This is a genomic window from Pseudomonas sp. PA-1-6B (assembly GCF_021609545.1).
In the GTDB taxonomy this organism is placed as follows: Bacteria; Pseudomonadota; Gammaproteobacteria; order Pseudomonadales; family Pseudomonadaceae; genus Aquipseudomonas; species Aquipseudomonas fluorescens_BV.
Window position 1 is genome coordinate 88,133 of sequence record NZ_WJZM01000004.1, and the last position, 21,754, is coordinate 109,886.

Sequence of the window (21,754 nt, forward strand, 5' to 3'; positions counted from 1 at the left end):
CGGTTTGGGAGCGCTGCGCACTCCAGCGGGAGCAAGCTCCCTCGCCACAATCGCCCGGCCTGCATGGTTTCCTAGATGCTCAGGCGCATCGACAGATCCACCGCCTTCACATCCTTGGTCATCGCGCCGATGGAGATGTAGTCCACGCCAGTTTCAGCGATAGGCAGCAAGGTGGTTTCATTGATCCCGCCGCTGGCTTCCAGCTTGGCCTTGCCTGCGTTCAGGCGCACGGCTTCGCGCATGTCTTCCAGGCTCAGTTCATCCAGCATGATGATGTCGGCACCCGCCGCCAGGGCCTCGCGTAATTCCTCCAGGCTTTCCACTTCGATTTCCACCGGCTTGCCCGGGGCAATCTTGTGGGCGGCGGTGATCGCTTGGGCAATACCACCGCAGGCGGCGATGTGGTTTTCCTTGATCAGGAACGCGTCATACAGCCCGATACGGTGGTTGTGGCAACCGCCGCAGGTCACCGCATATTTCTGCGCTAAACGCAGGCCGGGCAATGTCTTGCGGGTGTCCAGCAGCTTGACCTGGGTGCTGGCGACAAAGTCCGCCAAAAATTGCGCACGGGTGGCAACCCCTGACAGCAATTGCAGAAAATTCAACGCGCTACGTTCACCACTGAGCAGCGAGCGGGCCGGGCCCTCAAGGTGGAACAACGCCTGGTTGGGGCTCACTCGTTCACCATCAGCCACCTGCCAATGCACAGCAACCCGTGGGTCCAGTTGACGAAACACCGCATCCACCCACGCCGTGCCGGCGATAACAGCCGCCTCACGGGTAATGATCGTGGCCTTGGCCAGCCGTTCGGCCGGGATCAACTGCGCGGTGATGTCGCCACTGCCGATGTCTTCCAGCAGTGCGCGGCGCACGTTGGCTTCGATTTCGGCGGTGAGGTCGGCAAGACGGAGGTTCGGCATAACAGGCTCCACAAACAAAGTGCCTCGATTATAGGGCCAGCGTGCGTTCTAACCCAGGCTCGCCACTCATTTACCGCACAAAGTCAGAGTGTGCTGGCGCAACTGCCCTCGTTTGCAAGATAATCTCGCGCCTTGCAATTGGCGTCATAGCTTTGACGTCCTGGTGGTGATCGGGTGTTTGCAGTGCCTGCCGGGCCTGCGCTCCGTCTCTCCACCGCTCAAAACCGCCGTTTCAGGAGGCCAGGATGCACAATGACGGGAAGGTGGTGCCTATCAACAGGGCACAGGCCACGCCATCGCCGCTCGCGCGCCTGCCGGTGGTGTTGCTGCAGGTGCGTGACAAGGCTGCGCAACAGCTGCAGCAAGGCTTGCAGGAACTGTTCGATAACGCCGACGACACCCTGTTCGAAATGGCCGAAAAGGCCCGTAGCACCGTTGACCATCATATTTTTTTCGAGGCCATGCGCGACCTGCGCCTCAAGCGCAAGAACTTCGAGCGCGTGTTCATGGAGCAGCTGTTTGTGGCGTTCGCCAACCTGGGCCAGGCCCGGTGCAGCGGTGCACACCTGGTGCCGGTGGTGTCTTATGAGGCGGCACCCGGCACCAGCGCGGATGATGTGGAAAAAGCCGTGGCTCTGGAGGCGATGCTCGGTCGGGTGCGGCATCGTGATGGCTTGGCCCTGGGGCAGTTGAACGCACGCTTGAGTGAACTGCTCGGCAGGCGCCTGGAGGACCCTGAAAACCCCTTGGGCCCTGCGCGGCTTTGTGAGTTTTTCCTGCAAGCAGGGCGCAGCCTGGGGGTGGAGATTCGCGTCAAGCTGGTCATGCTCAAGCTGTTTGAGAAATACGTGCTCAGTGATGCCGACCTGTTGTATGGCGAGGCCAACCAATTGCTGATCGCCACCGGCGTATTGCCGCAACTCAAGACGGTCCCGTCCCGTCGAGCTGGCGGGCGCGAGGCCCGGGAGCACCAGCATTACACCCGCCAAGCGGTGGCCGACCCGCCGCTGGATAAAAGCGGCCAGCAAGCGTTCAGTGCCTTGCAAAAGTTACTGGTAGCCGTGCGTGGCAGCGTGGCCCCGACCCTTGAAGCCAGTGCCGAGCCGCAGCCGATTGCCACCCGTGACCTGCTACGGCTGTTGTCGCATTTGCAGCAATATGTCCCGGAGCCCGGTGGCGAGGACGATTTCGACCTGCGCAACCAGCTGGAACAGTTGCTGACCCGGGGCAGCGTCAAAAGCGGCAAGTCGAGGGTATTAGAAGAGGCAGACGAAGATGTGATCAATCTGGTCGCCATGCTGTTCGAGTTCATGTTCGATGACAGCAGTGTGCCGGACGTTTTCAAGGCGCTGATCGCTCGCTTGCAGATCCCGCTGCTGAAAGTGGCGGTGCTGGACAAGAGCCTGTTCAGTTGCGCGGAGCATCCGGCGCGGCGCTTGCTCAATGACATGGCGAGCGCCGTCATCGGCTGGAGCCCGCCCCATGACCACCCACGGGACAACCTCTATCTGTGTATCGAGCAACTCGTACAGCGTGTGCTGAATGAGTTCGTCGAAGACCCGGCGATTTTCTCCCAGTTGCTCACCACGTTCAGCGCATTCATAGCCCAAGAGCGCAAGCGCAGCGAGCGACTTGAGCGACATACCCGTGACGCCGAGCAAGAGCGCCTGCAGGTCGAGGTGGCGCGCCAGTGTGTGGCGCACGTGCTCAATCGGCGGCTCGTGGGCAAAACCTTGCCGCCATCGGTGCTGCAATTTGTGCAGCAGGCGTGGAGCCAGGTGCTGTTAGTGGCCGTTCTCAAGCACGGTGAACAATCGCTGCAGTGGCAGGCGGCACTGCGCACCCTGGATGAATTGATCTGGAGCGTCGGCCTGCGTGAAGACACCGAAGCGGGCCGGCGTTTGCTCGAGCAATTACCCGGGCTGCTCAAGGCCTTGCGTGACGGGTTGGCCAGTGCGGCCTTCGATCCTTTCAGTACCCGTGAGTTCTTCCTGCGGTTGCAGGCCATGCATGTTCAGCCGCTCGACGGCGAGGTGCTGGTTGAAGTCCGTGAGCCTTTTATCCTGGGGGCTGGCCCGCCGGGTGCCGACGAACCACTGCCCCATGATGACCCCGACCTGCTCAAAGCCAAGCAGTTGCGAGCCGGTACTTGGGTAGCGCTGCAGCAACATGAAGCTGGTACCCTGCGCTGCAAATTGATCGCCATCATGCCGCCCGCCGATACCTATGTTTTTGTCAGCCGCGCCGGCCTCAAGGTGCTGGAGAAAAGCGCGGGCCAGTTAGCGCTGGCGTTCAAGCAGGGCGTCCTGCACGCCTTGGATGATGGCCCGCTGTTCGAGCGTGCGCTGGCAGCGGTGGTGGGCAACCTGCGGCAACTCAATCGCGGCAAGTGATCGCAACCGTAGGGTGGAACGCGGCATACTGGTCACACCTCTTCTCATTCAAGGAGCCTGTATGCAGTTGGACCCCGCCAGCGGTTGGTGCCAGGGCATTCGTCATTGCCCTTCGCCCAACTTCAACGAGCGCCCTGAAGGCGAAATCTCGCTGTTGGTGGTGCATAACATCAGTTTGCCCCCGGCGCAGTTCAACACCGGCAAGGTGCAGGAATTTTTCCAGAACCGCCTGGATATCTCAGAGCATCCCTATTTTGAAGGGATCGCGAGCCTACGAGTGTCTGCGCATTTTCTGATTGAACGTGACGGCACTGTGACGCAATTTGTTTCGTGCCGCGACCGTGCCTGGCATGCCGGTATTTCCGTCTTTGAAGGGCGCGAGGTCTGCAACGACTTTTCTCTGGGAATCGAGCTGGAAGGCACGGATGACCTACCGTTTACCAATGCCCAGTATGCGGCGCTGATCGACCTGACACGCCAACTGCTGGCCGCATACCCAGATATCACCCGCCAACGTATTTGTGGTCACAGCGACATCGCTCCGGGGCGCAAGACTGACCCGGGCCCCGCTTTTGATTGGGCGCGCTTTCGCAGCGCCCTGCAGGATGGAGGACACGAACGATGAGTTTCCTGGTGTTGGTGCTGGCCGTGTGGATCGAGAAGTTCTCGGCCTTGCGCCTGCGGTTGCAGCGCGACGGTGGATGGCTGCGTGAGCTGGCCAAGCTGGAATCGAGCCCGCGCATGGGCAAGCGCCCCTGGTTGATCCTGCTGGTATTGGTGCTGCTGCCGGTGGCATTGCTGGCGTTGTTGTTGCTGGTCCTGGAGCCGGTGGCCTATGGCCTGTTGGCATTGCCGGTGCACTTGCTGGTGGTGATCTACAGCCTGGGCCGTGGCGATCTATTGGCGGGGCTGGGGCCGTTTCGCGACGCCTGGCGGCGCGGTGACCTGCAAGCGGCCGAGCATGTGGCCGAACGTGACCTCAAACTTGGCGCCGACAGTGGCGAGCAATTGCTGGAGCGCGTCCAGGGCTACCTGCTGTGGCAGGCGTATCAAAGCTTTTTCGCGGTGATTTTCTGGTATTTCCTGCTGGGCCCGGTGGCCGCCCTGGCCTACCGCCTGTTGGCGCTGGCCAGCGAAAACAGCCAGAACCCGTTGGTGGCCGAGCGCGCCACGCAATTGCGCCACGCGTTTGACTGGTTGCCGGTACGCCTGCTGGCGGCCAGCTTTGCCTTGGTGGGTAATTTCGTCGGGGTCAGCCGTGTGATGCTCCACGAACTGTTGAGCTGGGACATCAGCGCGGCACAGTTGGTGGAAAAAGTCGGCCTGGCCGCCGCGGAAATTCCTGCGCCAGTGGTGGGGGCCGATGGCATCAACAGCCTGGATCGCCTGTGGGAACTGCTGCTGCGTGCGGCGGTGCTGTGGTATGCCGGGTTTGCCATCTGGACGGTGTTGCCCTGAGTGATAGCGGCGGGGGTATCCATCGCTCCCGCCGTTAACCTTACGTTACAAAACTCCCTTTCGAATTGAGCTATACAGATAGAGCGCCAAATAGTGGCTATCTGCCGCCGCCCTGCGCCTCAATAAAAATAAAAGAAGGGGAGGTCACCTGTGAAGAGCTTGCTCTATCCCGCCGTCGCGCTGATGAACCGCCTGAGCTTCGGCATGAAGTTCAGCCTGATCAGCGTGCTGTTCCTGCTGCCGATGCTGGCGACCAACTATTACCTGGTGCGCGACTCCTGGCGTGAATACCAGGGCACCCGGGTCGAACTGCAGAGTCTCGACCTGCTCGGCAGCAGCCTGGCGTTGCGCCGCGACCTTGAAACCCTCAACAACCAGGTCCAGATCAATGCCACCCTTGGCCAGTCCGGCAAAGCAGCAGACCTGGAGACCAGGATCAGCGCCTTGGAAGCCAGTGTGGTGGAGCGCTTGCAGGACCTGCGCGCCATTGCGACCCAGCCCGAGCAAGTTGCCGTCTTCGACAGTAAGCGCGACGAGTTGATCGCCGCGTTCAAGGCCCAGCAGCAGGAAACCTCGTTGCTCAACAAAACGGCGTTGATCGGCAAGTTACTCAACCAGGCCCAGATGTTCAGCCAGATTATTGCCAGCCAAGCCGGCTTGAGCCGTGATCCGCAAAGTGACCTGCGCCAGCTCAGCGACCTGGTCACCACAGTCACCCCTCAAGTCACCCAGGCCTTGGGCGAAGGCCGTGCGATGGGCGCGTACTCCCTGGGGCAGGGCTTTATCAATTCATCCTCCAGCACCCGTTTTGACGAACTGCTGCAGCAGCTGGAAAAACTCCACGGGGAATATGGCTTGAAGCTGCAGGACGCGTTGGGCGCCAGCCAGGCCGCGCATGCAGCCCTCGACGTTTCGGCGCAAGCCAGCCGGGCCAGCCTCAAGCAAGGCAGTGAGTTTTTTGAAGAGCAGGTGGTGATGGCCGAGACCCTCGATACGTCTTGGCAGGGTTTTTATGACGGCGTCAGCCAGTTGATGGCCAAGACCTATCAGTTGGATGACGCCACCCTGGCGTTCCTCGGGCAGCAGTTGCAGCAACGCCTGGCGCAAAACCGCCTGCATATGGTGTTGCTGGTCACGGCCCTGGCGGCGGTGTTTGCGCTGATTTTCTATCTCTATGCCGGTTTCTTTGTCTCCACCCGCACCACCTTGCGCCGCCTGGGGGCGATGATGGACAAAGTGGCGGCAGGTGACATGACGGTCACCTTCGTTGCCCAAAGCCGCGACGAGCTGGGCGACTTGGGCCAGGTGTTCAATGGCACCGTGGCCAAGATTCATGACCTCATCGAGCGCGTTGGGCATACGGTCAGCCAGGTGGAGTTGCAGGCCGGCCAGGTGCAGGCGGTGTCGGCACAGAGTAACCAGGCGGTGTCCGGCCAGCGCAGCCAGATCGAACAAGTGGCGACCGCGATGAACCAGATGTCCGCCACTGCCCAAGAGGTGGCACGCAGCGCGGCGGCGGCGGTCAGTAGTGCCCAGAGCGTCAATGATGAAACGGTCACCGGGCGTGCGCTGGTGCAATCCCAGCAAGGCGGCATCGCCCGCCTGGCGGCGGAGATTGACGAATCGGTGCGGGTGATCAACCAACTGGCTGCCGACAGCCAGTCCATCAGCAGCGTCCTGGAAGTGATCAAGAGCATTGCCGAGCAGACCAACCTGCTGGCGCTCAACGCGGCCATCGAAGCCGCGCGCGCCGGTGACCAAGGGCGTGGTTTTGCGGTGGTGGCCGACGAGGTGCGCACCCTGGCTCGGCGCACCCAGCACTCCACCGAGGAAATCGAGCAGATGATCAGCCGCTTGCACAGCGGCGTGGGCGCGGCGGTGAAGGCCATGGGCAGCAGCCATGAAATGGCGAATGGCACGGTGGGGCAGTCGGAAAAAGTCCAGCAAGCCCTGGAAAATATCCTGGGGGCAGTTGGGATGATCGTCGATCAGAACCAGCAAATCGCCGCCGCCGTGGAGCAGCAAACGGCGGTCGCCCACGACATCGACCAGAACATTGTCGAAATCAACCGTGCTGGCGAGCATGCAGCGCAAGGCGCCCAGCACACGGAAGCGGCCAGTCGACAACTGGCAACCCAGGTGGTTGAGTTGAAGCAATTGATTGGTGCGTTTCGGGTGTAGGTCGGTTCTGAAGGGCTGAACCACGGGGCCTGTGGCCCATGTCTTGATTTACCGATGCGTGTTTTATCGGGGCGTGAATAGGTGAAAATTTATGTCATCCGTCACGGTCACGAGGGGACAAAACGATGGCCGCCGCAATCGGTATCAGGGGGCATTGCGCCCAGTGCAACATGACGTTTGAACTCAAGCCTTGGCAACTGAACGCCATTGCCATCGATGTGCCGTTTGACTGTACGTATTGCCACTGCGGGTTGCAGTTGTGCTGCGTCAAGCAGTTGCGCCAGTTCAGGGCCGTGGACCAATGGGCGCTGGTGCGGCCGAGCATGATCATGCTGACGTGCGCGACCTTGCTGGTGGCCTTGGTCGCCGAGTGGCTGGGGCTGCTCAGTGTCAACGCACAGTTCAACATTTCACTGGTCGCGGTGTTGATCCATTTGCTGGTGGTGCGCTACGCCCGTCATCGTCAGACAATGACCTTGAACTTGCAGGCCATCAGTGCGCTACCAGTTGAACAGCTCGCACGCATTGCGTGTGCTCGCCTCAGCCAGCAATAGAGGGCTGATACCCATGCGCTCGGCCAGGGCCGTGCAGATGTCTGGCAGGTGCTGCGGGCTATTGCGCTGGTTGGGGTACATGGCCGGGGCCATATCCGGCGAGTCGGTTTCCAGCACCACGGCGTCGAGTGGCAACTGGGTCAGTACCCTGTGCATGCGCTTCGCCTGGGGCCAGGTGGCAGCGCCACCCAGGCCCAGTTTGAACCCGAGCTTGATGTACTCGCGTGCCTCTTCAACGCTGCCGGCGAACGCATGGATGATGCCGCCTCTGGGCAGGCGGATACGCTTTAAGGTGGCAATTACCGCGGCGTGGCTGCGGCGAACGTGGAGCAGGGCCGGCAGCTGGAAATCCACCGCGAGTTTCAGCTGGGTTTCAAATAGCGGTTGCTGGCGCTCGTGGTCCAACTGTTCCAGAAAGTAATCCAGGCCAATTTCGCCCACGGCGCACAGTTGCCGGTGGCCATGCAGGCGCGTCAACCAGTCACCCAGCTCCAGCAGGTCGGCGGGGCGATGCTCATCGAGATACACCGGGTGCAAGCCGAAGGCGGCGAACAAGCCTTCGTCCTGTTGCACCAAGTCCCATAGCCGCTGCCAATTTTTCTGGTACACCCCCAGCACCACCAGGCGCCGCACGCCGAGTTCACGGCTGTGGGCGAGGACGTGCGAGCGATCCTGGTCGAAGTCCTCGAAGTCTAGGTGCGTGTGGGTGTCGATCAGCTCCACGCTCAGGCCTCGTGGATACGCTGCTTGAAGGTCCGGCCAATCGCATGCACGCCGGGTTGGTACTGTTCTTCTTCAATGGCGGCCAGGGCCAGGCGCAGGGCGGTCTCGGCAATCAACTGATGTTGCTGGGCCATGGCGTTGACCGGCAGCGGGAGGAAATCCAGCAACTGGGTATCGCCGAAGGTGCCCAGGCGCAGGGGGCGTGACTTGAGAGGGAAGTCATGCAGCGCATCAAACACGCCTTGCAGCAGTACGTAGGAGGTGGTTACCAGCGCGTCCGGCAGATGCCCCCGGCGTTGCAGCAGTTGCTCCATCAGCTCTCGGCCGCAGTCACGACTGAAGGCTTCGCCCTGTTCGATGATCACTTCGCCCGTAAAGCCTTGCAGCGCATCGCGGAAACCGGCGGTACGCGCCTGGCTGATGCTCAGCTCGGGCCGTGCGCCGATCAGCGCGATCTGCTTGGGCAACGGTTGCAGCAGGCTGCTAGTGAGTTGCTGGCAGGCCTGGTGGTCGTCGCTGACCACGGAGCAGAACTGGTTCGGCTCCATCTCCCGGTCGATGGCAATCACCGGCAGCCCCTTGGCCTGCAGCTCGCGATAGCTGTCATCGCTGGCCGGCAGGCAACTGGCGACGAACAACGCATCGCAACGCCGCGCCCGGAATAGTTGCAGCAGTTGGCGCTCGCTGTCCGCTTCGTCATCGGAGCTGGCGATCAGTAACTGATAGCCCCGCGCCCGTGCACCTTGTTCCAGCAGTTTGGCGATGCGTGCGTAGCTGGGGTTTTCCAGGTCTGGCAGGATGAACCCCAAGGTCCGCGTATGCCGGCTGCGCAGCCCCGCGGCTTGAGGGTTGGGGGTAAAGCCATGGGCTTGGACCACGGCACGCACACGCTCAACGGTGGCGTTGCTGATGCGCTGCTGTTCGGCCTTGCCATTGATGACATAGCTGGCGGTGGTAACGGACACACCGGCCAGACGTGCGATATCACTGAGTTTCAAACCGGGATTTCCTTGTTTTTTGGCGCTCGCCCCGACATTTTGTCCAATCGTAACCGATTCCAGCATTCGACCAATGTCCCACAGCAAGCGCCGAGTGGCCCTTCAAGCTTGCGTAATTAACGCGTAATCTGCCATAAATTCTAGATTAAACGTTTCAGCAAGCGTATTTTTACGATGTTCGCTACTGAGTGACCACTGCCAATTGACCGCTCAGTCAGTTAATTTTGAACATATTTACCTACAACAATACCTAGTGCGCCCGTCGCACTAACTAGGAGAACGGCATGCTTGAGCTCACTGTAGAGCAGATATCCATGGGCCAGGTGGCTGTGGATAAATCTGCTGCCTTGCACCTGCTCGCTGACAAATTAGTGGCCGATGGCCTGGTTGCCGAAGGTTATCTCAGTGGCTTGCAAGCCCGTGAAGCCCAAGGTTCGACCTTTCTCGGCCAAGGCATTGCTATCCCCCATGGCACGCCAGAAACCCGCGACCAAGTGTTTTCCACCGGTGTGCGCCTGCTGCAGTTCCCCGAAGGAGTGGACTGGGGCGATGGCCAGATCGTCTACCTGGCGATTGGCATCGCGGCTAAGTCCGATGAACACCTGCGCCTGTTGCAACTGCTCACCCGTGCCCTCGGTGAAACTGACCTGGGCCAGGCGTTGCGCCGTGCCGGCAGTGCCGAAGCGCTGTTGAAACTGTTGCAAGGCGCGCCCCAGGAACTGGCGCTGGATGCGCAGATGATCAGCCTGGGCGTGTCGGCCGATGATTTTGAAGAGTTGGTGTGGCGCGGTGCGCGCCTGCTGCGCCAGGCCGACTGCGTGAGCAATGGCTTTGCCGCCGTATTGCAGCAAGTCGACGCGCTGCCCCTGGGCGATGGCCTGTGGTGGTTGCACAGCGAGCAGACGGTCAAGCGTCCGGGCCTGGCCTTTGTGACGCCGGACAAACCTATGCGTTACCTCGGCCAGCCCTTGCACGGCCTGTTCTGCCTGGCGAGCCTCGGTGAAGCGCACCAGGCCCTGCTTGAACGCCTGTGTGCCTTGCTGATTGAAGGGCGCGGCCAGGAGTTGGGACGCGCCACCAGCAGCCGCGCGGTGCTGGAAGTGCTGGGCGGTGAACTGCCGCCGGACTGGCCCAGCGCCCGTATTACCCTGGCCAACGCCCACGGCCTGCACGCGCGCCCGGCCAAGATCCTGGCGCAATTGGCGAAAAGTTTTGACGGCGATATCCGCGTACGCATCGTCGATGGCGCGGTGGGCGCCGTGTCGGTCAAAAGTCTGAGCAAGTTGCTCAGCCTCGGCGCACGTCGTGGCCAGGTGCTGGAGTTTGTGGCCGAGCCGACGGTGGCCGACGATGCACTGCCCGCCCTCTTGGCCGCCGTGCAAGAGGGCCTTGGCGAAGAGGTCGAGCCCTTGCCCACGGTGAGCGTAAAGCCCGCACAGGTCGATATCGAACCGGTGCTCAGCGCGCCACTGAGCGGTAGCCAACTCCAGGCCATTGCCGCCGCGCCGGGTATCGCGATCGGCCCGGCCCATATCCAGGTGCCGCAGGTGTTCGATTACCCGCTACGGGGTGAATCCGCCGCCGCCGAGCGCCAGCGCCTGCACACCGCTTTGAGCGACGTGCGCACGGATATCCAGGGCTTGATCGAGCGTAGCCAGGCCAAGGCCATCCGCGAGATTTTCATCACGCACCAGGAAATGCTCGACGACCCGGAACTGACCGACGAAGTCGACACCCGCCTCAAGCAGGGCGAAAGCGCCGAAGCCGCCTGGATGAGTGTGATCGAAGCCGCCGCCAAGCAACAGGAAGCCTTGCAGGATGCCTTGCTGGCCGAGCGTGCTGCCGACTTGCGTGACATCGGCCGCCGCGTGCTGGCCCAGTTGTGCGGCGTCCAGAGCGTGCAGGAACCGAGCGAGCCCTACATCCTGGTGATGGAAGAGGTCGGCCCTTCGGACGTGGCGCGCCTGGACCCGGCCCGCGTTGCCGGCATTCTCACCGCCCGGGGCGGCGCCACCGCTCACAGCGCCATTGTCGCCCGCGCCCTGGGCATTCCGGCCTTGGTCGGCGCTGGCGCTGCGGTGTTATTGCTCAACCCGGGCACGCCACTGTTGCTCGATGGCCAGCGTGGTCGCCTGCATGTGGACCCCGACGCCGCCACCCTGCAACGGGCCACCGTGGAGCGCGACAGCCGCGAACAGCGCTTGCAAGCCGCATCGGCCCAGCGCCATGAAGCGGCGCTGACCCGTGACGGCCACGCCGTGGAAGTGTTCGCCAACATTGGCGAAAGCGCCGGGGTGGCCAGCGCAGTGGAGCAGGGCGCCGAAGGCATTGGCCTGCTGCGCACCGAACTGATTTTCATGGCCCACCCCCAGGCGCCGGACGAGGCCACCCAGGAGGCCGAATACCGGCGCGTACTCGACGGCCTCAATGGTCGCCCGCTGGTGGTGCGCACCCTGGATGTGGGCGGCGATAAACCTTTGCCCTATTGGCCGATCGCCGAAGAGGAAAACCCCTTCCTGGGTGTGCGCGGCATTCGCCTGACGTTGCAACGCCCGCAGATCATGGAAGCGCAACTGCGCGCATTGCTGCGTGCAGCGGACAATCGCCCGCTGCGCATCATGTTCCCCATGGTCGGCAGCGTGGATGAGTGGCGCGCCGCCCGGGACATGACCGAGCGCCTGCGCCTGGAGATCCCAGTGGCAGACCTGCAACTGGGGATCATGATCGAAGTGCCCTCAGCCGCGCTGCTGGCGCCGGTCCTCGCCAAGGAAGTCGACTTTTTCAGCGTCGGCACCAACGACCTGACCCAATACACCCTGGCCATCGACCGCGGCCACCCGACCCTGTCGGCCCAGGCCGATGGCTTGCACCCGGCAGTCCTGCAACTGATCGACATCACCGTGCGCGCCGCCCATGCCCACGGCAAATGGGTAGGTGTGTGCGGCGAGTTGGCGGCGGACCCGCTGGCGGTGCCGGTGCTGGTCGGCCTGGGTGTGGATGAGTTGAGCGTGTCGGCCCGCAGCATTCCTGAAGTGAAGGCGCGGGTGCGTGAATTCAGTCTGAGCGAGGCCCAGGGCCTGGCGCAACAAGCACTGGCGGTGGGTTCGCCCGCCGAAGTGCGTGCCCTAGTGGAGGCCGTGTAGATGGCGAATATTCTGACCCTGACGCTGAACCCGGCGTTGGACCTCACGGTACGCCTGGCGCACCTGCAACCCGGTGAGGTCAATCGCAGTGAAGCGATGCTCACCCACGCGGCCGGCAAGGGCGTGAATGTGGCGCAAGTGCTGGCCGACCTGGGCCATTACGTCAGCGTGGGCGGGTTCCTCGGCAGTGCCAACCCCCAGGCTTTCAATGCGCTGATCAAGCGCCGTGGGTTTGGCGATGCCTTCATCCGGGTTCCCGGCGAAACCCGTAGCAATATCAAGATTGCCGAACAGGATGGTCGTGTCACCGACATCAATGCACCGGGGCCGCTGGTGACTGAAGAGGCGCTAAAAGCGCTGCTCAAGATGGTCGCGATGATTGGCCCGGAGTTCGATGCGGTCGTGGTGGCCGGTAGCTTGCCGCGCGGCGTCAGCCCGCAGTGGTTTAAAGGTTTGCTGGAGGCGTTGAAGGACCTCGGTTTGAAAGTCGCCCTGGACACCAGCGGCGAGGCGCTGCGCCTGGGGTTGGAGGTTGGCCCGTGGCTGGTCAAACCCAATACCGAAGAGTTGGCCGAAGCCTTGGGTAACGCCACCGATGCCATCAGCCGCCTGCATCAGCAAGGCGTCGAACATGTGGTGGTCTCCGACGGGGCCGCAGGCGTGACCTGGTACCGCCCGGGTACGGTGCTGCACGCCACGCCGCCCAAGGTGGCAGTGGCCAGTACCGTGGGGGCCGGGGACTCGCTGCTGGCCGGGATGCTCCACGGTTTGCTCAGTGGCGACACGCCAGAGCACACCCTGCGCCGGGCCACGGCGATTGCCGCGATGGCGGTGACACAGATCGGTTTTGGCATCAGCGATGACGCGCAGTTGGCGCATCTCGAACGCGGCGTCGATGTGCGCACGCTGACAGAACAATAAGAGGGTTTGTGATGAAGTTAGCCATTGTTACCGCCTGCCCGAACGGCATGGTCACCAGTGTGCTGTGCGCCCGCTTGTTGGACGCCGCCGCCCAGCGCATGGGCTTGCACACCAGTGTTGAAGTCGTCGATGTACAGCGCCCGGAGCGCCAGTTGTCCCAGGCGACGATTGATGATGCCGAGTGGGTGCTGCTGGTCAGCAGTACCCCGGTGGATATGCAGCGGTTTGTCGGCAAGCGTGTGTTTCAGAGCACACCGGCCCAGGCGTTGGCGGATGTCGAGGGCGTGCTGCGCCGGGGCGCCGAAGAAGCCCAGGTGTATGTCGCCGACGCCTCCCCGGTGGCGGCCAAGGCTGCGCCGCGTATCGTCGCGATTACCGCGTGCCCCACCGGTGTGGCCCACACGTTCATGGCCGCCGAAGCCTTGCAGCAGACTGCTCAGCGCCTGGGTTATGACCTGCAGGTCGAGACCCAAGGTTCGGTGGGCGCCCGCACGCCGTTGAGCCCGCAAGCGATTGCCGATGCCGATGTGGTATTGCTGGCGGCCGATATCGAAGTGGCCACCGAGCGTTTCGCCGGCAAGAAGATTTACCGCTGTGGCACCGGCATTGCCCTCAAGCAATCCGAAGCCATCCTCAACAAAGCCCTGGCCGAAGGCGCGGTGGAAAGCGCGGCCGGCGGTGCACCGGCCAAGGCGGAGAAAACCGGCGTCTACAAACACCTGCTCACCGGCGTGTCGTATATGTTGCCGATGGTGGTGGCGGGGGGCTTGCTGATCGCCTTGTCGTTTGTGTTCGGCATCCATGCTTTCGAGCAGCCCGGCACCTTGGCGGCGGCGCTCAAATCCGTGGGTGACCAGGCGTTCCTGTTGATGGTGCCGTTGCTGGCGGGCTACATCGCCTACTCGATTGCCGACCGTCCTGGCCTTGCGCCCGGCATGATCGGCGGGCTGCTGGCGGGGACGCTGGGGGCTGGGTTTATCGGCGGCATCCTGGCCGGTTTCGTCGCCGGGTATTGCGTCAAGCTGATCAGCCGGGCGGTGCAACTGCCCCAGAGCCTGGAAGCGCTCAAGCCGATCCTGATTATCCCGTTACTGGCGAGCCTGTTTACCGGCTTGGTGATGATCTACCTGGTGGGCCCACCGGTCGCCCGCTTGCTCACGGGCCTGACGGATTTCCTCAGCACCATGGGCACCACCAACGCGGTGCTGCTGGGCATTCTGCTCGGCGGCATGATGTGCGTGGACTTGGGTGGGCCGATCAACAAGGCGGCCTATGCGTTCTCGGTTGGCCTGCTGGCCGCGTCGAGCGGCGCGCCGATGGCCGCGACCATGGCCGCCGGCATGGTGCCGCCGATTGGCATGGGCATCGCCACGTTGCTGGCCCGGCGCAAGTTCGCCCAGACCGAGCGCGAGGCCGGCAAGGCGGCGATGATCCTGGGGCTGTGCTTTATCTCCGAAGGCGCGATTCCCTTCGCCGCCAAAGACCCGCTGCGCGTCATTCCAGCCAGCATCGCCGGTGGCGCGTTGACCGGTGCGCTGTCGATGTATTTCGGCTGCAAACTCGCCGCGCCCCATGGCGGGTTGTTTGTGTTGGTGATTCCGAATGCGATGAACCATGCGTTGTTGTATTTGTTGGCGATTGTGGCGGGCAGTGTCTTGACCGGCTTGGTGTATGCCGTGCTCAAGCGACCGGAAGCGGCCGAGCTGGCCGTGACTGCCTGACACTGGCAGAAAGTGTGGGAGCTAGACCGTTCTCCTGATCAGTGTCATCTGCGCTTCATCCCGTCATGCTTTAGTGGCCCTTTTGATACTCAAGAGGGCACCTGCATGAGCCATTTCGATCTCGGTCGCCGCCGCGTGATGCAAGCTGTGGGCGCTGGCCTGCTGTTGCCGGGCCTGGCGCCGGCGGTGATCGCTTCGGTGAAGGACCGACCGCAACTCACTGACGGCGTGCAATCAGGCGACCTGCAGGGCGATCGCGCGATGATCTGGAGCCGCAGTGACCGCCCGGCGAAGATGGTGGTGGAGTGGGATACCCGCAGCGTGTTCAGCAACCCGCGCCGATTCGTCTCGCCCCTGGCCGACAGCCGCACCGACTTTACCGCCCGTGTCGAGCTCACCGGGCTGCCGGTCGACCAGGCGATTTTCTACCGCGTGCATTTCGAAGACGCCCAGACCGGCATTGCCAGTGAACCCTGGTTCGGCCACCTGCGTAGCGTGCCGCAACAGCGGCGTGATATTCGTTTTGTGTGGAGCGGCGACACCGTCGGCCAAGGCTTCGGCATCAACCCGGACATCGGTGGCATGCGCATCTATGAAGCCATGCGCCTGCGCCTGCCAGACTTTTTTATCCACAGCGGCGACACCATCTACGCCGACGGCCCGGTACCCGCGCAGCTCACCACTGAAGGCGGGCGCATCTGGCGCAACATCACCACTGAAGCCAAAAGCAAAGTTGCGGAAACCCTCGATGAATATCGCGGCAATTACCGTTACAACCTGCTGGATGAAAACGTACGCCGCTTCAATGCCGAGGTGCCGCAGATCTGGCAGTGGGACGACCACGAGGTGATCAACAACTGGTCATCGAGCAAGCAGTTGGATGAGCGTTACCAGACCCGCGACATCAACACCCTGGTGGGCCGTGCCCGCCAGGCCTGGCTGGAATATTCACCCATGCGCCGACAGAGCGCCGACAGTGGCGGGCGCATTTATCGCAAGCTCAGTTATGGGCCGCTGCTGGATGTGTTTGTGCTGGATATGCGCAGCTATCGCGGGCCCAATGACGACAACCTGGGCGCTGAAAAACCCTTCCTTGGTCGTGAACAGTTGGACTGGCTCAAGCGCGGGCTCAAGGCGTCGCAAGCGCAGTGGAAGGTGGTAGCCGCCGACATGCCCATCGGCCTGGGCGTGCCCGACGGTGAGGTCAGCCCCGGCGTGGCGCGTTGGGAAGCGATCGCCAATGGCGACCCTGGCCCGGCGCAAGGGCGTGAGCTGGAGATCGCCGAACTGCTGGGGTTCCTGCATGAGCACAAGGTGCGCAACCACCTGTGGCTGACGGCCGATGTGCATTACTGTGCGGCGCATCACTATCACCCTGACCGCGCGGCGTTCCAGGATTTCGAGCCGTTCTGGGAGTTTGTGGCGGGGCCGTTGAATGCCGGGAGTTTCGGGCCCAACCCACTGGATAAAACCTTTGGCCCGCAGGTGGTATTCCAGAAGGCGCCACCGGCACAGAACACCTCGCCGTTTGCGGGCTTTCAGTTTTTTGGTGAAGTGCAGATTGATGGGCAGACGGCGGAGTTGACGGTGATGCTGCGCGATCTCGATGGAGTCTCGGTGTTCGAGCAAAAGCTGCAACCCATCTGATTGGAATACAGTTAAAACTGTGGGAGCAGGCAAGCCAGCTCCCACCTTCGATTTTCTTTGTTCCTGGGGGTCAGTAGACATCCCGACGATAGCGGCCCTGTTCGATCAGGCGCTCCAGCGCCTCATTGCCCAAGATGTCTTTCAGTGCCTGATCCACCCCCGTCGCCATCCCCTGCAAGCTGCCACACACATAAATCGCTGCGCCGTCCGCGAGCCATTTGCGTAGCACATCCGCTGACTCGCGCAGGCGATCCTGTACGTAGATCTTCTCCTCTTGATCACGGGAAAATGCCAGGTCCAGCAGGGCCAGGTCTCCACTGGCGAGCCAGCCTTGCAGTTCGTCCTGGCACAGGTAGTCGTGGGCGATATTGCGCTCGCCGAACAGCAGCCAGTTTCGCTGCTGGCCGTCGGCAATGCGTGCTTTTAGCAAGCTGCGCAGGCCCGCAAGCCCGGTGCCGTTGCCCAGCAGAATCAGCGGCACAGGCGCGTCGGGCAAATGGAAGCCGCTGTTGCGCCGCAGACGCAGGCTGATGGCCGAGCCGAGGGCGGCGTGTTCAGTCAGCCAGCCGGAGCCAAGCCCCAGGCTGCCGTCGGGGTGGCGCTCCTGGCGCACAATCAGCTCCAGCACGCCGTCGCTGGCAATCGAGGCGATGGAGTATTCGCGCATGCCCAGGGGGACCAGCGCATCCACCAATGCCTGGGCGTGCAGGCCGACCAGGTGCGTGCGGTTTTCCGGCAGTTGGCGCGTGGCCAGGGCCTGATCAAGGGGGTGGGCGACGCCGTCGATCACCACACCGTCGCTGCCGACCAAGCCCAGGCCGGCCAGGAAGTGTTCGATAGCCCAGGGGCAATTGCGCGGCAGGACTTCCACCAGGTCGCCGGCCGCCCAGCTGTGCGCAGACGTGGATGTGAGGCCCAGCAGGTAGACGGGCGAGCCGACACTGTCGGGGTTGAGCAGGGTGCGTTGGCTCAGGGTCCAGTTTTCGTACTGGGCCGTCGGCCAGGCCGCTGCCGGCGCATGCCCGGTGAGCTGGCCCAGCTGCTGTTGCCAGGTCTGCAGCGCCAGGGTATCGCCGCTGTCGACTTCCACCGGGGCAAACAGCGGGGTGCCGCCCTGGTTGGTCAGCCAGAAATGCAGGCGTCGGGCAAAGCCGCAAAAATGTTCGTACTGCCGGTCACCCAGGGCCAGCACCGAGTAGTTCAAGCCTTTGAGGGGCAGCGCCTGGCCGAGCACGCTGCGCTCGAACCCACGGGCGCTGTCGGGCGCTTCGCCGTCGCCAAAGGTACTGACCACAAACAGCGCATTCTGCGACTGGCTGAGGTCGTCGCGGCTGACACTGCCCAGGGGCTGCACCTTCACCGCCAGGCCCGCAGCCTGTAATTGCCCGGCCGTTTGCCATGCCAGTTGTTCGGCAAAGCCGCTCTGGCTGGCGAAGCCGATCAGCCAGGCCGCGGCATCGCTGTGGTTATCTGTCAGACCTTTGCGGGCATCGCGGACCTGGCGCTGTTTGCGGCGTCGGTCGAGGTACAGCAGCCAGCCCGTGATGAAAAACAGCGGCATAAGCAGTGAGCTGACGGTGAGGACGATGCGCCCGACCAGGCCGAAATAGCTGCCGGTGTGCAGCGCATACACGCTGGTCAGCAACTGCGCCTTGAGGCTTTTGCTGGCGTAGCGCTCGTGAGATTTGACCTCGCCTGTGGCCGGGTCCAGGTTGATCTGGTTCAGCGCACGGTCATGGGGCGATGAAGTGAGCAGGTAATACACGGTGGCCGGTTGCCCGGCGACCGCGGGCATCCGAATGTTGTAGGCGCTCAAGTCGGGGCCGGCGTTGCTGTAGATGCTGCTCCAGATCGCGTCGTAGTTGGCCACCGGAGCCGGGCCGGTCGGGGCTGGGCCGCGCTTGCGCATGCGCTCGTTCTGCGGCGCGTCGGACAGCAGTTTGGTCACGCCACGGTTGTACCAGTCGTACGACCAATACAGCCCGGTCAGCGCTGCCAACAGATAAAACAGCAGGCACCAGGTGCCGAATACCGAGTGCAGGTCCCAATTGAAGCTGCGACCCTTTTTGCGCCAGTCCAGGGTCAGCCAGACACGCCAGCTTTTCACCTGGCGCGGCCAGCGCAGGTACAGGCCGGAGAGGCAGAAGAACAGCAGGATCAGGGTGCAGGCGCCGGTAATGTTGCGCCCGGTGTCGCCGATGGCGAGGAAGCGGTGCAGTTGCAGGATAAAGCCGAACAGATCCTGGCCGACCGCGTCGCCCATGTAGTCGCCGGTGTACGGGTCAAAGTAGCGCATCTGGCCACGACGCTCGCCCGGTGGCGGGGTGAAGGACACGCGGCCGGCGTTGCCGCTGTCGCTTTCTACCCACAGCATGGCCACGGTCTTGCCTTCAGCCGCTTCCAATTTGCGTACCAGCTCGGCGGGCGGCAGTACACCGGCCTCGCGTTTCTGCACGCTCAACACGGTGGGGTTGAGCGCCCGCAGGATCTCGTCCTGGAACGAGTACGCGGCCCCGGTGACCCCCATCAAGGCCAGCACCAGCCCGGCCGTGATGCCGAAGAACCAATGCAACTGGAACAGGGTTTTCTTCAACACGTCGGAGCGCCTCGCTTAGCTGGATATCTGATCACGGCGCGCATTATGCCGTGAGTTGCCGGGAAACACGCAAAAGCCCCACGCATCCGATGTGTGGGGCTTCTGGCTGAACCTTGACCGCTTTTAGAAGTGGAAGCTGGTGGTCAACAACGCCGTACGACCGGCCGCCTGGTTGGCGAAGTGCGTGGAGAAGGCCTTGTCGTAGTAGGTCTTGTCGGTCAGGTTCTGCACGTTCAGTTGCAGGTCGACGTTCTTGGTCAGCTTGTAGCTGGCCATGGCGTCGTAGCGGGTGTAGGAGGGTACATACACCGTGTTGCCGACATCGCCGTAAACTTGGTCGACATAGAAGGCGCCGCCGCCGATGGTCAGCTTGGGGGTGATGTCGTAGGTGGTCCACAGGCTGAAGGAGTTCTTCGGCGTGTTGGGCATCTGGTTGCCTTTGCTGGAGCCAGCACTCACCACACCGTTACGCCCGTTGAGGCCGGATTTGACCAGTTCGCTGTCCAGATAGCTGTAGCCCGCGAACACCTGCCATTGTTCGGTGATTTTGCCGCTGGCGGACAACTCGATGCCGTCGACCTGAGATTCACCGGCGTTCTGGTAGGTGAGCGCATCCACCAGGATGCGGGTGTTTTTCTTCTCGGTGCGGAACACGGCTGCGGTCAGGGACAGGCGGTCGTGGAACAGGTCCCACTTGGTGCCCAGTTCGTAGTTGACGGTTTCTTCTGGCTGCAAGTCGCTGGTGGCGGCACCGGCAGACAGCGGGTTGCCGTCGGATCCTTCGCCTACCAGGCCACCGGCTGGCGTGGCCGATGTGGCGTAAGAGGCGTAGATGCTGGCGTTCTCCACCGGCTTCCACACCAGGCCGGCCTGCCAGTTGAAGAACTGACTGTCGTCCTTGATCTTGGTGCGCCCGGCGATGGCGTTGGTGTTGGCTTCGGTGTCAAAGGTGTCGTAGCGCAACCCCACGTTCAGCAGCCATTTTGGATCGAGTTCGATGGTATCGAACACGTAGGCGGCGCGGCTGGTGGCCTTGGTGTTGGTACCGTTGTAGTTGCGCGCGATGCTGCCGTTCCAGGCGTCGTCGGGGTTCGGGTTGCTCAGTGAGGTGCACTGGCCGCCCAGGCTGCCCTTGGCCGTTGTGCACACCGGGTTGGCGTTAGGGCTGACGGTGTAGCCGCTGACGCGGGTTTCTTCGCCGGTAAATTCCAGGCCGGTGGAGTAAGTGTGCTTGAAGCCCAAGGCCTGGAAGCTGCCAAACAGATCCGTCTGGTTGGTGGTTGTGGTCGTGGTGGAGACACGGCTGTTGGCGCGACGCCAGACAGTGCCGTAGCGGTTGACGTTGAACTTGCTGTCATCCGGCTGAGTGAGCACATAGTCCTGGCCGGTGCTGCCGTGGCGCAGGGTGTTCTTGAGCGTCATGTTGTCGTTCAAGTCGTGTTCGATGGAGAACGTGCTGATGTCCGCACGCGTTTTGCGGAAGTCACGGCTTTTCAAACCGTAGAAGTTGTTGCTGTCGCCGCCGTCGTTGGGTTTGTCATGCACGTGGGCCGTGGCGGTCGACGAGCCGTAGCCGTAGGGAATACCCGAATCCGGCAGGTCATCACTTTCCATATGGTAGTAGCTGAGGTTGACACGGGTCGGCGTGCCCAAGCCGAAAGTCAGCGACGGCGCCACGCCCCAACGGTCGTAATTCACCGCGTCGCGGCCGGCCACGTTTTGTTCATGGCTCATCAGGTTCAGGCGGAATGCCGCGCTGTCGTCCAGGAACTGGCGGTTCACGTCGAGCACGTAGCGGCGGGTCTGGTCGGAGCCGTAGGTAAAGCCGCCGTTGGTGAAGTCCCGCGCTTGTGGGGTCTTGCTCACCAGGTTGAGGCTGCCACCGGCCGAGCCTCGGCCACCGAACGAGGAGTTCGGGCCTTTGCTGACTTCGATGGACTCGATGTCGAAGATCTCGCGGCTCTGGCCACCGGTATCGCGTACGCCATCGAGGTAGGTATCGCCCTGGGCGTCGAAACCACGGATGAACGGGCGGTCGCCCTGAGGGTTGCCACCTTCACCGGCGCCGAAGGTGATACCCGGTACGGTGCGCAACGCGTCCTGCAGCGAGGTGGCGGCGGTGTCCTTGAGTACTTGTTGCGGCACCACAGTGACCGAACGCGGCGTGTCCACCAGCGGCGCGGTGTACTTCTGCGACGAAGCTTTCTCCACCTGGTAGGAGGTGTTGTCCTGCTCCTGGCCGGTGATGTTGGTGGCGCCGAGGGAGATAGGATTGCGCTCGCCTTTTGGCTCGGTATTTTCAGCCGCCTGCGCCAGGTGGGCGGCGGAGCCGGCACTCAGGGCAACGCCAATGGCGGAGGCCAGCATGCGTGGCGAACGGGCCGGTATTTTTAGAGTAGTGCGCGACATGACGTGTCCCTTCCCCAAGGATGTGAGGCCGCGGAATATAGGGCCAACAAGACTTTGTATCAATTGCGAGATATTGCTATTCGCATCAAA

General features: G+C 62.6%; 14 protein-coding genes. 9 read left to right on the forward strand and 5 right to left on the reverse strand.

Annotation, left to right across the window (positions count from 1 at the left end; translation table 11 throughout):
• Positions 1 to 71: 71 nt before the first annotated feature.
• The gene (nadC, locus tag GIV35_RS03935; protein WP_034126256.1) at positions 72 to 920 is read right to left on the reverse strand and encodes a carboxylating nicotinate-nucleotide diphosphorylase; all 849 of its coding nucleotides are present in this window, start codon (positions 918 to 920) and stop codon (positions 72 to 74) included.
• A 245-nt stretch (positions 921 to 1,165) separates the two neighbouring features.
• Between nadC and GIV35_RS03940 the strand changes: the two genes are divergently transcribed.
• The 5 genes from GIV35_RS03940 (at position 1,166) to GIV35_RS03960 (ending at position 7,506) form a co-directional block, all read left to right on the forward strand.
• Positions 1,166 to 3,313 (forward strand): DUF1631 domain-containing protein, encoded by a 2,148-nt coding sequence (locus GIV35_RS03940; RefSeq protein WP_223023429.1) that lies wholly within the window; start codon positions 1,166 to 1,168, stop codon positions 3,311 to 3,313.
• A 61-nt stretch (positions 3,314 to 3,374) separates the two neighbouring features.
• Positions 3,375 to 3,938 carry a 1,6-anhydro-N-acetylmuramyl-L-alanine amidase AmpD gene (ampD, locus tag GIV35_RS03945; RefSeq protein ID WP_054896894.1) on the forward strand — a complete coding sequence of 188 codons (564 nt, stop codon included), beginning with the start codon at positions 3,375 to 3,377 and terminating at the stop codon, positions 3,936 to 3,938.
• Positions 3,935 to 4,771, forward strand: coding sequence for a regulatory signaling modulator protein AmpE (gene ampE, locus GIV35_RS03950; RefSeq protein ID WP_105225747.1), 837 nt, complete (start codon positions 3,935 to 3,937; stop codon positions 4,769 to 4,771). Before ampD ends, ampE begins: the two co-directional genes overlap by 4 nt.
• A 1,476-nt stretch (positions 4,772 to 6,247) precedes the next feature.
• The gene (locus tag GIV35_RS27435; RefSeq protein ID WP_371264140.1) at positions 6,248 to 6,952 is read left to right on the forward strand and encodes a methyl-accepting chemotaxis protein; all 705 of its coding nucleotides are present in this window, start codon (positions 6,248 to 6,250) and stop codon (positions 6,950 to 6,952) included.
• A gap of 125 nt (positions 6,953 to 7,077) precedes the next feature.
• The gene (locus tag GIV35_RS03960; protein WP_223023430.1) at positions 7,078 to 7,506 is read left to right on the forward strand and encodes a hypothetical protein; all 429 of its coding nucleotides are present in this window, start codon (positions 7,078 to 7,080) and stop codon (positions 7,504 to 7,506) included.
• Here GIV35_RS03960 and GIV35_RS03965 read toward each other — a convergent pair.
• Both GIV35_RS03965 and cra read right to left on the reverse strand, forming a co-directional pair.
• Entirely contained in the window at positions 7,453 to 8,229 is a 777-nt protein-coding gene (locus tag GIV35_RS03965) for a TatD family hydrolase (protein WP_223023431.1), read from the reverse strand. The genes GIV35_RS03960 and GIV35_RS03965 overlap by 54 nt on opposite strands.
• Positions 8,230 to 8,231: 2 nt before the next feature.
• Complete coding sequence (gene cra, locus GIV35_RS03970) at positions 8,232 to 9,227, reverse strand: catabolite repressor/activator (protein WP_236264351.1); 996 nt, start codon at positions 9,225 to 9,227, stop codon at positions 8,232 to 8,234.
• Between the two features lie 284 nt (positions 9,228 to 9,511).
• On the opposite strand from cra, the gene ptsP reads away from it, so the two are divergent.
• From ptsP to GIV35_RS03990, 4 genes are all read left to right on the forward strand, one after another.
• Positions 9,512 to 12,370 (forward strand): phosphoenolpyruvate--protein phosphotransferase, encoded by a 2,859-nt coding sequence (gene ptsP, locus GIV35_RS03975; protein ID WP_223023433.1) that lies wholly within the window; start codon positions 9,512 to 9,514, stop codon positions 12,368 to 12,370.
• Positions 12,371 to 13,291 carry a 1-phosphofructokinase gene (pfkB, locus tag GIV35_RS03980; protein ID WP_236264350.1) on the forward strand — a complete coding sequence of 307 codons (921 nt, stop codon included), beginning with the start codon at positions 12,371 to 12,373 and terminating at the stop codon, positions 13,289 to 13,291. It abuts the gene before it with no gap.
• Positions 13,292 to 13,302: 11 nt separating this feature from the next.
• Positions 13,303 to 15,012, forward strand: a complete 1,710-nt coding sequence (locus GIV35_RS03985) for a PTS fructose-like transporter subunit IIB (RefSeq protein WP_236264349.1) — start codon at positions 13,303 to 13,305, stop codon at positions 15,010 to 15,012.
• A 105-nt stretch (positions 15,013 to 15,117) separates the two neighbouring features.
• Positions 15,118 to 16,659 (forward strand): alkaline phosphatase D family protein, encoded by a 1,542-nt coding sequence (locus GIV35_RS03990; protein WP_198716003.1) that lies wholly within the window; start codon positions 15,118 to 15,120, stop codon positions 16,657 to 16,659.
• Positions 16,660 to 16,729: 70 nt separating this feature from the next.
• Here GIV35_RS03990 and GIV35_RS03995 read toward each other — a convergent pair whose 3' ends face one another.
• Together GIV35_RS03995 and GIV35_RS04000 are read right to left on the reverse strand one after the other, a co-directional pair.
• Positions 16,730 to 19,255: a PepSY domain-containing protein gene (locus GIV35_RS03995; protein ID WP_236264348.1), complete on the reverse strand. Its 2,526-nt coding sequence runs from the start codon at positions 19,253 to 19,255 to the stop codon at positions 16,730 to 16,732.
• A 123-nt stretch (positions 19,256 to 19,378) separates the two neighbouring features.
• Complete coding sequence (locus GIV35_RS04000; RefSeq protein WP_236264347.1) at positions 19,379 to 21,664, reverse strand: TonB-dependent receptor; 2,286 nt, start codon at positions 21,662 to 21,664, stop codon at positions 19,379 to 19,381.
• Between the last annotated feature and the right edge of the window lie 90 nt (positions 21,665 to 21,754).

Bases quoted from the DNA above. Each gene is read 5' to 3' on its own strand.
- nadC (WP_034126256.1), bottom strand. From the start codon at position 920: ATGCCGAACCTCCGTCTTGCCGACCTCACCGCCGAAATCGAAGCCAAC.
- GIV35_RS03940 (WP_223023429.1), top strand. From the start codon at position 1,166: ATGCACAATGACGGGAAGGTGGTGCCTATCAACAGGGCACAGGCCACG.
- ampD (WP_054896894.1), top strand. From the start codon at position 3,375: ATGCAGTTGGACCCCGCCAGCGGTTGGTGCCAGGGCATTCGTCATTGC.
- ampE (WP_105225747.1), top strand. From the start codon at position 3,935: ATGAGTTTCCTGGTGTTGGTGCTGGCCGTGTGGATCGAGAAGTTCTCG.
- GIV35_RS27435 (WP_371264140.1), top strand. From the start codon at position 6,248: ATGTCCGCCACTGCCCAAGAGGTGGCACGCAGCGCGGCGGCGGCGGTC.
- GIV35_RS03960 (WP_223023430.1), top strand. From the start codon at position 7,078: ATGGCCGCCGCAATCGGTATCAGGGGGCATTGCGCCCAGTGCAACATG.
- ptsP (WP_223023433.1), top strand. From the start codon at position 9,512: ATGCTTGAGCTCACTGTAGAGCAGATATCCATGGGCCAGGTGGCTGTG.
- pfkB (WP_236264350.1), top strand. From the start codon at position 12,371: ATGGCGAATATTCTGACCCTGACGCTGAACCCGGCGTTGGACCTCACG.
- GIV35_RS03985 (WP_236264349.1), top strand. From the start codon at position 13,303: ATGAAGTTAGCCATTGTTACCGCCTGCCCGAACGGCATGGTCACCAGT.
- GIV35_RS03990 (WP_198716003.1), top strand. From the start codon at position 15,118: ATGAGCCATTTCGATCTCGGTCGCCGCCGCGTGATGCAAGCTGTGGGC.
- GIV35_RS04000 (WP_236264347.1), bottom strand. From the start codon at position 21,664: ATGTCGCGCACTACTCTAAAAATACCGGCCCGTTCGCCACGCATGCTG.